Below are 12525 nucleotides of genomic sequence, written 5' to 3' on the forward strand. Positions count from 1 at the left end.
TCACCCCGCTGCGCGGCCAGGTCACCGCCGACGGCGAGCTCGCACTCGACAGCGGCGGCAAGGGCGGCCTCGGCCGGCCGCTCGGCCCGGCCGGGGCCGCCGTGCACGTGGCACTGCGTCCCGAGGACCTGCGCATCGTCGAGAGCGGTCAGGCCCAGTTCACCGGCAAGGTCGTGCGCAGCAGCTTCCAGGGCGGCACCAGGGAGTCGGTCGCCGAGCTGCCCGGAGGGGAGCGGCTCGCCTTCGAGCACCGCCGCCCCCTGTCCACCGGCGCCACCGTTGGCCTGGTGGCCGAGAGGTTCACCGTCGTCGGCAGGGACACCGGCGTCGCCTGAAGGCGCCCGTCACCGTTCGCATCGTCCCGGCGGTGGCCGCGGCTCCACCCCCCACCAGCGCGGACACGCCTTCCCTGGCGCTGCGGCGATGACCGTGAGTGATCGTCCGCATAAGAAAACTGGAGTTCCAATGTCGGAACCAGTTTGACGGCCAGTGAGGGGATGTGGTCGGCTCGTGACCTATGTTTCTGATGGGATGAATTAGACCGGTACGGGGAGAACGCTACATGCCGCACGCCTTCCTGCGCGTGCTCGTCTCGACGTCCATCGCAAGTGCCGCGGCCCTGGTGGCCGCGCCGCCGGCCGTCGCAGAAGCCGAGATCACCCCAGCTGGGGTCGCATCAGCCGCAGTCCAGAGGGAAGCGGCGAAGGTCCGTCCCGTGCCCGCCGTGGAGGAGCCGGCGCCCGCCACGGTCACCCTGCCCACCCGCGAGTCGCTGGCGCTCCGGCCCGCCGGCGACGACAAGGTGGGGCCCCAGGCGCCCGAGGTGACCACCTCCGCCGGCCCCGGGCTCGTCCAGGAGATCACCGCCGAGGCCGCGGCCGTCCAGAAGGAGCAGGGTCTCGGCGCCAAGGCGCCCGACACGCGTGACGTGCTGCCCGACACCTCCCAGGCCGAGACGCTCACGCTCATCAAGCCGCTGGCGTCCGTGCTCAAGACGTTCGGCAATCTCGGCAAGGCCGTGCCGGGGCTGACGTACCGGCTCTGCGTCGAGAGCGAGAGCGTGCCGGTGTCCTGCTCGATCTCCAAGCCCGTCGGCGTGCCGGTCGCCGCCGACGTCACGGGGGACGTCAAGCCCGACCTGGCCGCCGACCTCGTACCCACCGCCAGCCCCGCGGGGGGCTCCGTCGGGCTCGGGTTCGCCGTCAAGCGGCTGTCGCAGGAGAACCTCAGGGCCCGCGTCTGGGCCGAGTACGACGGCAAGGTGTCGGTCGGGTTCGACGGGTTGAAGCGCGGATCCTCCCTCTCGGCCAGCGACTGGGGGAACTTCACCGTCGACATGGAGGGCAGGCGGGTCAAGGCGAGCATCACCCGCAAGGAGCCCGGCGAGTCCGCGGCCATGATCGCCGGAATGACCGGGCGCAGCGCGGTGAGCCTGCGCCAGACGCCCGCCACCGAGAAGCTGACCGTCAACGCCGCGCTCGACACGCCCACGCTGGACGTCGCCGCCTCCTCGCCCGCCACGCTGGACGCGCTCGCCGTGAACGGCCACCGCTTCGTCCACGCGGTGCTCGACAAGATGGCCGCCCGCGCCGAGGTGCGCCTGTCCGGCGGCCAGATCCGCTTCACCAGCTCGTCGAGCGTCCCGCGCGCCCGCCTGAACTCCTTCACCTACCGCGACGGGCGGCTGTCGAAGGTGGTCAGCGCCGAGCTCGAACGCGTTCCGCGCTCCTTCGTGGCGAAGTACGGCTCCGGCAAGAGCAAGCAGACCGTGTCGGTCAACGCCGGCTCGGGCCGGTCGCGGGCCGGCGCCGCCAGCCTGCTCTATTACGACAGGAACGCGTCCCAGACCGTGGTCAGGACGGAGCTGAGCGCCCTGCCGGCCAAGCTGCGCCTGGTCAACGACCTGACCAAGCATCGCGTCACGCACAGGACGAGCTCGCCGGTCGGCACGTTCGAGGCGGTGCTGCAGCGTAACGGGGGCGCCATCGCCAGCCCGCGCGGCGGCCACGTCACCATGATCAAGAACGGCGCCGCGGTCGGTGTCTCCGCGCTGCTGTCGGGCCTGTCCGAGTTCGACGTCACGTACGGCGGCAAGCCGCACGCCCACCTGGAGGTCGACTCCAGCGGCCGCTCGTTCACCGGCGCGGCCAGCCTCGACGGCACCCACGTGGCCAGGATGGAGATCTCGAACACGCCCGCCACCGTCGACGTTACGCTCGACCCCGCCGCCAGGAAGGCGGCCTTCCGGGCCAGCGGCGAGATCAAGCGCATCCACGCCGCCTACGCCAACCTGAAGTCCGGGCCCACCGTGGACGGGACGCTCATGGGCGTGCGCGACGACGTGAAGGCGTCATGGGAGCTGGGCGAGCGGTCCACGATGCGGATCGCCGCGCCCAGAAAGCTCGACGAAGTGCGGATTTATGCCAATAAAGCGTACGTGAAGCAGCCGACCGGCGAGGACCTGCAGGTGACCGCCAAGGGCCTGAGCAAGCAGGCCGAGCTCGTCGCCGACACCAAGGCGGGAACGCTCGCCTGGACCGCCGCCGGCCCGATCGACAAGGTGACGGCGCTGGCCAGGGTCAAGCTCGGCGACCGCTACGTCAGGGCCGCCGCCGACGTGCGCGACGTGCCGGCCCGCTTCGACGCCTCGTGGAACGCCACGTCCTCCCGCTTCCGCGGCCAGTCGGGCCCCGTCGGGACGGCCGAGCTGGCCTTCACCAACCACGACGGCGCCAAGTCGCCCACCGGCCCCCACCTGGCCGCGCACTACGACGAGGCCTCCGGCGACATGGACGGCAGCGTGCTGGTCAACGGGCTCGAACACGTCGAGTTCACCCCGGCCGCCGAAGGCTTCACCGCCGACTTCCGCTCGGCCAAGCAGACCCTCGCCGTCGACGCCGACGTCACCCGGGGCGACACCCGCTTCGGCCTGATCGGCACGCTCGGCCCCGCGCCCGGCCGCCTGGCCGTCACCTCGGCCGGCGGCAAGCTCACGTACGAGGGCTCCCGGCTCGACGTGCGCGCCCGCGCCTGGCTGGGCAAGGTCGCGGCGCTCGACCGCATGCGAGCCGCCCCCGCCCTGCCCGGCGGCGGCGTGTCCCTGGTGGACGGAGGCTGCGCCGCCGGGTCGAAGGGCTGCTCGCCAGGGCCCTTCTGCACGCCGCAGCGCGGCTGCTACGGGCTCCAGGGCTTCCTGGACGTGACCGGCCTGCCCGAGCGGGTCTCGGTCGACCCGGCGGGCAAGACGTTCGGGTTCTCCGGGTTCAACCCCAAGCGCGAGAGCCTGGGCGTCTACCTGGCCAGCAGCGTGCTGGCGCCCGTCCCGATCAAGGCCAGGGCCACCCTGACCGGGCTGCCCTCCAAGATCACCAGCATGTCGCTGGGGCCGTTTGACGTGACCAAGGGCAACGCCGTGAACGCCGGCTACCGCATCGAGCCCGCCGCCACCCTGGGCAGCCTCGACGTGCACGCGGAGTCGGGAGGGGTGCGCGGCAGGGTCGCGGTCGATCCGGTCCCCGCCGCCGTGGCCGTCCAGGGCACGTACGGCGCCAAGACCCGCATCCGCGTGACGAACTCCGCCGCCGTCAAGCGCCTCAGCGCCAAGGTCACCCTGCCCGGCAAGGGCACCGGCGAGCTGCGTTTCTCCGACGTGCCCGCCCGTTTCGGGGTGGACGCCGACGCCTCGGGCGCCGGGTTCAGCGTGCCGGCCGTCACGTACAAGGCGCTGGGCGGCGTCAACACCCTCGACGGCTATCTGGGCGTGGAAGGCGGTCTGATCGACCCGAAGGGCCGCCTCGGGGACGTGGCGGTCGCGGTCAGGAACCTGGCCTCGGACACCACCATCCGGATGAATCCCGACCGGTCGCTCAACCTCGTCTCGAAACCCGTCGCCACCGGCCGCATCACGCTGCGCGCCGGGCTGCGGATGGACCCGGTCGCCAAGCAGCGCATCGCGGTGAGCAAGGAGGTCCCGCACACCAAGGGCTTCCTCACCTACCAGGTGGCCGGCCAGTTCGGGCTCGGCAAGAGCTCGGTCGAGGACGTCGGGCTGTCGGTGCAGGGCATGTCGTGGTTGCGGATCAGGCCGGGCAAGATCCCGTTCGGCATGAAGGCGCCGCCCGCCCTCGGCTACGTGGCGCCCTCCTTCGAGGGGAACTACGGACGGCTGAAGCTGTCCGCCGACGGTGTCGACCTGCGGCCGGACGTCTCCCTGGACGTCAGGCTGAGCAGGGACATCGGCAACGACCTCTTCCACGAGTCGGTACGGATCGGCGGCACCAAGTCGCTCGCCATGCGCCGCTACGACCAGCGGATGAGGCGCATCGGGGCCAAGCAGGAGATCAAGGCCGCCGGGTTCAGCGTGGCCTGCCTGACGGTGGACGCCAAGCCGGGATTCGTCGCCGGGGGCGCCAAGAACTCCATCACCCTGCGCGGCGCCGACGGGCCCCAGATGGTCTCGCTGCTCGACCCCGGCGGCCAGGTGCCGGACTACGCGGTGGACCTGCTGACGCACTTCATGAGCCCGTTCCCGGGCGCGGAGTGGAAGGTGGCGAACACCAAGGCGGGCGCCTGCGACGCCGGCGGCGACTCCTCGCGACCGGAATCCCGCTGACGGCGGGGTCGCGCGGCGGCCCGGTCACGGAGCGGTGCTGTCAGGACGGCGCTGTCGGAGGCTGCTGCTGTCAGGAGCGGGCGGTCAGGGGAGGGAGCGGCCCAGGCGCAGCCGGACGCGGTCCCCGTGCCGCACGCTCTCGCGCACGGTCCACACGCGCTCGTCGATGACGGTGCCCCTGGCCGTCATGTAGCCGCCCATCCTGAGCACCGGGCGCCCGGTGTCGTCGCTCACCAGTTGCGCCCGCGACTCGGAGTCGTCGCCGAACAGCACGAGGAAGTCGAAGGCGCCCGCGGGGGCGTCCAGGACCAGGCCGGGATAGAGGTGCGAGTAGGGAACCTCGACAACGTGTTCAGTCACGGGTGATCGCCTACCCGGCGGGGACGGGTTCGAACGGCCGGTCCGATCCAGGGGCGGGATAGCGCTTTCCAGTGCTATGCGATGAAATGTCATTGTTCCCGCTACAGGTTGGAGACCTCGTGCCCCTGTTCGACATGCCCCTTGAGCAACTCCGCGGCTACCTTCCCGACCGCGACGAGCCCGCCGACTTCGACGCGTTCTGGTCCCGCACCCTGGCCGAGGCCAGGGAGTCCGGCCCGGCCGCCGAGTACGTCCCGTACGACCTGCCCTTCGCCTCCGTGGACGTGTTCGACGTCTCGTTCGCCGGCTGGGGCGGTCACCGGATCAACGGCTGGTTCCTGCTGCCGAAGGGCACGGACGGCCCGGTGCCGTGCGTGATGCACTACATCGGCTACAGCGGCGGGCGCGGGTTTCCCAAGGACCATCTGATGTGGCCGGCCGCCGGGTACGCGGTGTTCGTGATGGAGACACGCGGCCACGGCGGCGCCAACGTGGGCAGTCCCGGCGCCACCGGAGACCCGCACGGCAGCGCGGGACCGCAGGCGCCCGGCATGATGACCCGCGGCATCCTCGACCCCGACGACTACTACTACCGGCGCGTCTTCACCGATGCCGTCAGAGCCGTGGACGCGGCGATCGAGCACCCGGCGGTCGACGCCGCGCGCATCGTCGTCTCGGGCGGCAGCCAGGGCGGCGGCATCGCGCAGGCCACCGCCGCGCTGCACCCGTCGGTCAAGGCCGCGCTCATCGACGTGCCGTTCCTGACCCACTTCAGGCGCGCGGTGGAGATCACCGGGCGCGACCCGTACCAGGAGCTGGTGCGTTTCCTCGCCACCCGGCGCGACACGGCGGACCAGGTGTTCCGCACGCTGTCGTACTTCGACGGCCTCAACTTCGCGGCGCGCGGGCGGGTCCCGGCGTTGTACTCGGTGGCGTTGATGGACGACGTGTGCCCGCCGTCCACGGTGTTCGCCGCCTACAACCACTGGCAGGGGCCCAAGGAGATCACGGTGTGGCCCTGGAACAACCACGAGGGCGGCGGCGGCTTCCAGTCCGAGGAGCAGCTGCGCTATCTGGACAAGCTGCTCGGCGACGGCTGAGCGGACGCCCGCCGTGCCGGACCGCCGATCGGGTCCGGCACGGCGGAGGCCGCGTCAGGCGCTCTGCTCGGTGACCAGGAAGGACACGCTCCCCTGGTCGTCGGCACCGGCGTCCAGAGACTTGTCCTCCAGCACAGTGGCAGCCACAGGGTCGAGGTAGACCCGAGCTCCTTCCGACTCGACCACCGCGTCCGCCGGTTCGGGGGCGGTGGCCAGGGAAAGGGTGAGCGAGCTCGCGCCCTCGCCCTGAGACGAGATGCGGATCCCGCTCTGGGAGGGCTCGGGCGCGGCCGCGGTCAGGTCGCGGATCGCCTGGGCTGCGTTGGCTGTCAGGGTGAGCACTACGGCTCCTCCTCACGTTCGACGTTCACGAGTTGCCTGCCCTTCCCTCCTCGCTCGGGCTCAACCCTTCGTGACCCTTTCTTTACCGAATTCTCAGGGAGCGTGCGGGTGGCGCGCCGTCCCCTGGACAGCGTGCGTGCCGCCCGGACCAGGCCAGAAACTGCCGGAAAGAACGTGAATTTATGGCGATATGGGGTATTTGTTCTGTTTGACACCAGGACGAGCGCATTGGGGGATCGTCGTGGCAATGGAAACAGAGATCCGCAACCTGCTCGACTGCCACGTGGTGGGGTCGGACGGCCAGTCGATCGGCAAGGTGGGCCAGGTCTACCTCAATGATCGCTCGGGCGAGCCGGAGTGGGTGACCGTACGCACGGGGCTCTTCGGTATGAAGCAGACCTTCGTGCCTCTGGCCAACGCCCGTCGCTCGGGAGAGGAGATCCGGGTCCCCTTCGACAAGGAGATGATCAAGGGCGCGCCGAACATCGACGTCGACGACCGCCTCACGATCGACGAGGAGGCCAACCTCTACCGCTACTACGGCATGCGGCCGACGAGTGTCCCGCAGCAGCGCGCCGGCGAACCGCGTACGGAGAAGACCCCCGTGACGGGGGAGCGGCCCGACAGGCCCGCGGGCGCGCCCCGCGACGACCTCATCACAGGAGGCACGGCGGGCGGCCCAGCGGGTGGCACGGCGGGCAAGGGGATGGCCGGAGAAGGCGCCGCGGGGGAGACGGGCCGCCGGGACTTCGCCGGCAGGACGGCCGGTCACGGCGTCACCGGCGACCTCGCCGACGTCGACGACATCTCCATGACCAGGTCGGAAGAGCGGCTGCGCATCGGCAAGGAGACGAGGGAGACCGGCCGCGTCCGCCTCCACAAGTACGTCGACACCGAGACCGTCCACGAGACGGTGCCGCTCTCGCGCGAGGAGGTCGTGATCGAGCGCGAGCCCATCAGCGAAGGGGACGCGACGGCGGTGCAGGAGATCGGCGAGGAAGATCGCGAGATGATCCTGCACGAGGAGCGTCCGGTCGTCGGCAAGGAGAGCAGGCCGGTCGAGCGGATCCACGTCCGCAAGCGGGACGTGCAGCACGAGGAGACCGTCGAGGGCCAGATCCGGAAGGAGCGGCTGGAGATCGACGAGGACGGGGTGACCATCGGCAGGGACGACGGCATGTTCGGCCGCGGCGGGAGTGACCTTCCCCCCGAGCGGTGACATACGGGGCAGTGGCGCCGGACGCGCCGCTGCGGACCTCGCAGGCAAAAGCCCCGGTCGCTGGTGAGAGGCATCAGCGCCCGGGCTTTGCCGGGCCGCGTGGCGGGCCTCGGCGCCCGGGGTCTCCGCGCTGCCGGTGGCGGCCTCAGCGGCCGGGCGCGCGCCGTCCAGGCCCGGCCCCCGCGTACAGCTCGACCTCGTTCAGCATGCTGCAGGAACGGCCGATCTCGGGGTCGCAGTCACGCGTGGGCGTGAGGACGATCTTGACGTGCCGTCCGGTGTGCTCGACCTCCGAGTAGCGCATCGCGTAGTCGGTCCTGCCGGTGACAGTGAGCGCCGGCTCGCCCCAGGAGCGGCCGTCCCGTGAGATGTACACGCGGGCTCCGGCCGGATGCCCGGGGCGCAGGCTGAGGCCGATCCGGGTGAAGGCGTACGGCCGGTCCAGACGCAGGACGTAGCGGCCGCGGCCGGCGGCGACCGCGCCCGACCAGTAGGACGTGCTGCCGTCGAAGGCCGCGGCGGGCCGGGTCCTGGGGCGGTAGCGGCCGGTCCACGTCATGGTGGTGTCGATCGTGAGGTCGCCGCGCCGGCGCATCGCCGCCAGGTCCAGCAGGCCGGGGCCGGGCGGGGCCACGGTGAACAGGCGGCGCTTGATCGCGTACCAGCCGCCGTGCTCGAACCGGCCGTGCGCCGGGCACGCCGTCTCGTTGAGCAGCCCGTCGGGCCGCACGCCCGGGAGCTTGCAGTTGTCGAAGACCTGGATCAGCCGGTGCGGGCCGACGGCGGCCAGGCCGGTGTAGCCGGACGATCCGTGCGTGTCCCAGATGCCGTCGCGGTTGTGGTAGGTCACCCGCGGCTCCTGCCACGCCTCGCCACGCCCGTCGGGGGAGACGGCCAGCCAGTTGTCCGGCCGCCCCGCGCTCAGCACGAGGACGCCCGCCGGGGTCAGCAGCAGTCTCGGCGCCACTCCGCGTACCACGCAGCCACCTTCAGTGGACGGGCCGGCGAAAGAGCCGGTGAAGCGCAGCTCGCGCGCCGGCGACCAGGTGCGGCCGCCGTCCACCGAGCGGCTCTGGCGCAGCGTGGAGTATTTCCCGCCGTCGTGGCGCAGCACGGCCAGCAGGCTGCCGTCCACGGTCTGCGCGAGGGCCGCTTCGGTGTAGGCGAACCCCTCGGCCGGCGTGGCGATCACGCCGCGCCGCGAGAACGTCGTCCCGCCGTCCTCGCTGGCGTACACCTCGGCCTGGTACGCCCCCGTGCCGCTGTAACGGGCGTAGAGCGTGATCAGGATCGTGCCGCCGGCCAGCTGGATCGGCGTCCCGTGCACGGCCCCGCCCGGCAGCAGGTCGTCCGGCGTGGTCAGGGTCGCCTCGGAACGCAGCCAGCTCTCGGCGTCGTCCAGCGAGGACGAGGTGAGCACACCGAGAGCGGCCGTGTGCGGGCCCGTCCTGGCCGGGTAGTACTCGGTGGCGAAGAAGCGCCCGTCGTGCAGCTCGACGGGCGACTCGCGCAGCGGCGTCCGGCTCGGCGGGCCGAACGTGGCGCCGCCGTCGTCCGAGACCGCGGCCGCGTTGGTGAGGGTGACGACCTCGTCGACGTTCGTGGTGTAGGTGACGATCACCTTCCGCTCCGGAGCGCCCCCGCGCCCGGTCACGTCGAGCACCGACACGTTCGGGAAGCCGGCGAAGTCGAGCCGCTCGGAGGCCGTCGGCTCCCGCGCGGGCGGCCGCGGGAAGGGATGGACGAGATCGGGTGAGGAAGCACTGGCGATCAGGTAACCCTCGCCCGCGGCGGGCTGGTCGGGCAGCAGGCAGTAGCCGGCCGGCGCCCGTGCCGTCGCGGGCGCGGCGGGCAGCGTCAAGGTCACCGACAGGGCCGTGACCACGGTTGCGTGCACCAGCACCGGCCCCGCCTTTCCCCCGTACGCCAACGGTACGGACTCTAGATCACCCCGCGCCGCCAACCCGGCATTCACCTGCGGGGAGTCGCAGGTACACGTCCGGGCGGCCGATGATTCATGCCATTCGTAAACTGACAGTTGACAGAGAACCGATGTCTGACGACGATCGAGGCGGCACCATTAAGTGTGAATTTACGTAGGTCGAAAGACCGCGGGTCGGGAGGTGGCCCCAGATGAGCATCGAGCCCAGGGCGCAAGTGGCCCCAGAGCGCGTGCTGCCAGGCCCGGTGCCCGTGGCGCCGGAGGCGGCCGCGCAGCAGCGCGTGGTCCAGCGGATCTGCGCCAGGGTGGCCCCCGGGGGCATGGAGATCGGCGTCGGCGACCTGCCGCCCGGCGGGCTGCAGGTGTGGATCGAGACAACGGTGGACGCCGGCGCCGCGCCGGAGCCGTGGGTGCTGCACCACCGCATGGCACGCGAAGTGGCGCTGGTCGGCTGGCACTGCGAGGCGGACGCCGACCGCCTGCTGGTCCTCGGCTGGAGCGCCGCCTGCCTGCACAACCGCGTACGCCTGCTGCAGAGCGGGCTGCGCCGCCTGGCCGACTTCGAGCACACCGCGCAGCGGGCCGTGCAGCTCGACGGGCAGGACCCGGACGGCGAGCCGCCCGCGCTGGTGGCCACGACCGTCTGCGCCTCGATCGAGCGGCGGCTGCGCTGGCCGGAGCGGCTGGCCGAGCTCGCCGGGTACGAGCGCAGCTCCGAGCTGCCGCACCTGCAGCTGCTCCTCGCGCAGGTCGCCGGCCTGGAGGCGAAGGTCGCCCGGGCCTGCGAGGAGCACCTCGTCATGGCGCGGGTGCTCGCCCGGGCCGTCTGCGAGCAGTACGCGCGGCACCGCGACCTGCCCCGCGCGCAGCGGGACGTGCTGGCGGAGTCGCGCCGCTGGGTGCACGCCAGCACCATGATCCGTGGCTCGGCCGGCGCCCGGCCGAGCGCTCCAGGCATCGGCCGTCCGCACATGGGGCTGGCCGAACGCCGCATCGCCGCGAGCGTCATCAACCACGGCGTGCCACGCGTGATCCGCGCGGCCGCCGCCCCGCGGGCCGAACACCTCGGCCGTACGGAGGACGCACGCTGACCCCGATCCGCTCAAGGGCGAGCGGTCACCCGGAAAACCCCATCCGAGTCCGGTAGGAGAGCTCCCGTCATGCGAACCCCCCCGCACCTGCCCGCCCGCGCCAGGCGCGAGCACCGAGACACCGAGCACCGAGACGCCGGGCACGTCCGGCGTCACCCCTACGGCCTGCACGAGATCCCCGCGCAGGCCGGACCGCGCGACACGCTCGCCCTCCCCGACACCCTCCCCTCCGACGAGCCCGACGAGTACGTCGAGCAGCGGCTGCTCGAGATCAGGGAGATGTCCAACCAGGCCATCGGCTCCATCGACGACCTGCTCCAGCACACTGCCTGAAGTGTGCCCCCATCGAGCGATATCTGATCTTTGAGGAGAGTCATGCAGGATCTGTCGCGACCGGAGCTGAGGTCGCGTGACGTCGGGGGACACCAGCCACGCTCCCTGGCGGGCATCGAGACGCCGCGCACGCTCGACGAGGTACGCGCGCTCGTCCGCCAGGCCATGACGGCCAGGCGCCGCCTCTACCCGATCAGCACCGGCAGGAACTGGGGCATGGGCTCGGCCATGCCGGTCACCGACGACAACCTGGTCGTCGACCTCGGCGGCATGAACCGCGTACGCAGCCTCGACCTCGAGGCCGGCTTCGCGGTCATCGAGCCGGGAGTGACCCAGGCACAGCTCGCCGAAGTGCTGCGCGGCACCCCCTGGATGCTGAACGTCACCGCCTCGTGCGCCGACACCTCCGTCATCGGCAACGCGCTCGACCGCGGCGACGGCTGCATCCGCTCCCGCGTCCACGACGTCGCCGGGATCGAGGCCGTGCTGGCCGACGGCAGCGTCGTCACCACGGGCGGGCTCGACCCCGCGGGGCGCTACCACGGGCGGGTCGCCGGCCCGGACCTGACGTCCTCGTTCGTCCAGCACAACCTGGGCATCGTCACCGCCATGGCCGTCTCCCTCGTGCCGCGCCCGCAGACCGTCGCCCTGGTGCACGGCCGCATCCCGCGCGACCAGGCCGGCGTCGCGGTCGGCGCGATGACCGGGTTCCTGCGCCGCGGCAACCCGGCGGAAGGGCTGATGCGGGTGCGCGAGCTGTCGCTCACGCCCGGCCACGGCGACTGGGTGCTGCCCGCCGGGGTCGACCCCTCGCTGTTCACCATCCTCGGGCCGCTCATGGGCAGCGACGCCACGGTCGAGCTGGCCGAGGAACTGCTGCGCAAGGCGCTGATCGAGGTCGAGGGCGCCGAGGCGCTGCGCGTGGTCGACGCCGCCGAGGTCGACGCCGGCGACCCGCTCTACCCCAGAGCGCTCATGTCGCAGGGCATCCCCACCTGCATGGGCGTGCACAACGCGCTCGGCGTGACCTCGTGCGACCAGATCGACGAGGGCCCGATGGGCTTCCTCGCGCTGCTGCCGCTGATGCCCATGCAAGCGCGGAAGACCGAGCACGTCCTGGCCGCCCTGCAGACGGCCGTCGACGCGCACACCACCGCCCTCATGGTCGAGTGGAACCTGGTCAGCAGGCACATGGCCAACGGCGTCATGCAGATCTTCTTCGACCGCGGGGCGCCCGACGCCGCCCACCGGGCGCACCAGCTCCGCAACGACGGCAGCTGCGTCCTGCGCGCCAACGGCTGCGCCATCTACCGCTCCGACATCGACCACGCGGCCGCCGACGTCTGGTCCGAGACCAGCACCGCCAGCCTCGGCATGCTGCACCGGCTCAAGACGGCGCTCGACCCGGACGGCCTGCTCTCGCCCGGCCGGTACGGCGCCTGACCCCACCCGTCCGGCTCCGCCGTCCGCACAGCCGGAGTGTGCCAGGCGGCGGGGCGACCTGAGATCGACAGCGAAGATGGAGG

At 72.0% G+C, this 12525-nt stretch carries 10 protein-coding genes; 7 read left to right on the forward strand and 3 right to left on the reverse strand.

The window, feature by feature from the left end:
• Both ACTWPV_RS16685 and ACTWPV_RS16690 read left to right on the forward strand, forming a co-directional pair.
• On the forward strand, positions 1-335 hold a 335-nt coding region (locus ACTWPV_RS16685), incomplete at its 5' end, for a TOBE domain-containing protein (RefSeq protein ID WP_443152454.1).
• 227 nt (positions 336-562) lie between these two features.
• A complete protein-coding gene (locus ACTWPV_RS16690) occupies positions 563-4612 on the forward strand; it encodes a hypothetical protein (protein ID WP_443152455.1) in 4050 nt (1349 codons plus the stop codon).
• An 84-nt stretch (positions 4613-4696) separates the two neighbouring features.
• Here the strand turns inward: ACTWPV_RS16690 and ACTWPV_RS16695 are convergent, their stop codons facing one another.
• The gene (locus ACTWPV_RS16695) at positions 4697-4972 is read right to left on the reverse strand and encodes a hypothetical protein (protein ID WP_347644844.1); all 276 of its coding nucleotides are present in this window, start codon (positions 4970-4972) and stop codon (positions 4697-4699) included.
• A 119-nt stretch (positions 4973-5091) separates the two neighbouring features.
• Here ACTWPV_RS16695 and ACTWPV_RS16700 point away from each other — a divergent pair, with 119 nt between their 5' ends.
• The gene (locus ACTWPV_RS16700; protein ID WP_443152456.1) at positions 5092-6072 is read left to right on the forward strand and encodes an acetylxylan esterase; all 981 of its coding nucleotides are present in this window, start codon (positions 5092-5094) and stop codon (positions 6070-6072) included.
• 54 nt (positions 6073-6126) lie between these two features.
• Here the strand turns inward: ACTWPV_RS16700 and ACTWPV_RS16705 are convergent, their stop codons facing one another.
• Entirely contained in the window at positions 6127-6414 is a 288-nt protein-coding gene (locus ACTWPV_RS16705) for a HesB/IscA family protein (RefSeq protein ID WP_132337477.1), read from the reverse strand.
• 247 nt (positions 6415-6661) lie between these two features.
• Between ACTWPV_RS16705 and ACTWPV_RS16710 the strand changes: the two genes are divergently transcribed.
• Entirely contained in the window at positions 6662-7633 is a 972-nt protein-coding gene (locus ACTWPV_RS16710) for a DUF2382 domain-containing protein (RefSeq protein WP_443152457.1), read from the forward strand.
• A 145-nt stretch (positions 7634-7778) separates the two neighbouring features.
• Here the strand turns inward: ACTWPV_RS16710 and ACTWPV_RS16715 are convergent, their stop codons facing one another.
• Entirely contained in the window at positions 7779-9536 is a 1758-nt protein-coding gene (locus tag ACTWPV_RS16715; RefSeq protein WP_443152458.1) for an exo-alpha-sialidase, read from the reverse strand.
• Between the two features lie 230 nt (positions 9537-9766).
• On the opposite strand from ACTWPV_RS16715, the gene ACTWPV_RS16720 reads away from it, so the two are divergent.
• From ACTWPV_RS16720 to ACTWPV_RS16730, 3 genes are all read left to right on the forward strand, one after another.
• A complete protein-coding gene (locus ACTWPV_RS16720) occupies positions 9767-10666 on the forward strand; it encodes a hypothetical protein (protein WP_443152459.1) in 900 nt (299 codons plus the stop codon).
• 69 nt (positions 10667-10735) lie between these two features.
• Positions 10736-10999, forward strand: a complete 264-nt coding sequence (locus ACTWPV_RS16725) for a hypothetical protein (protein WP_347644848.1) — start codon at positions 10736-10738, stop codon at positions 10997-10999.
• A 42-nt stretch (positions 11000-11041) separates the two neighbouring features.
• Positions 11042-12442: an FAD-binding oxidoreductase gene (locus ACTWPV_RS16730; RefSeq protein WP_443152460.1), complete on the forward strand. Its 1401-nt coding sequence runs from the start codon at positions 11042-11044 to the stop codon at positions 12440-12442.
• The last annotated feature ends 83 nt before the right edge of the window (positions 12443-12525 follow it).

The organism is Nonomuraea sp. KM88, from assembly GCF_052245635.1.
Taxonomy (GTDB): Bacteria; Actinomycetota; Actinomycetes; order Streptosporangiales; family Streptosporangiaceae; genus Nonomuraea.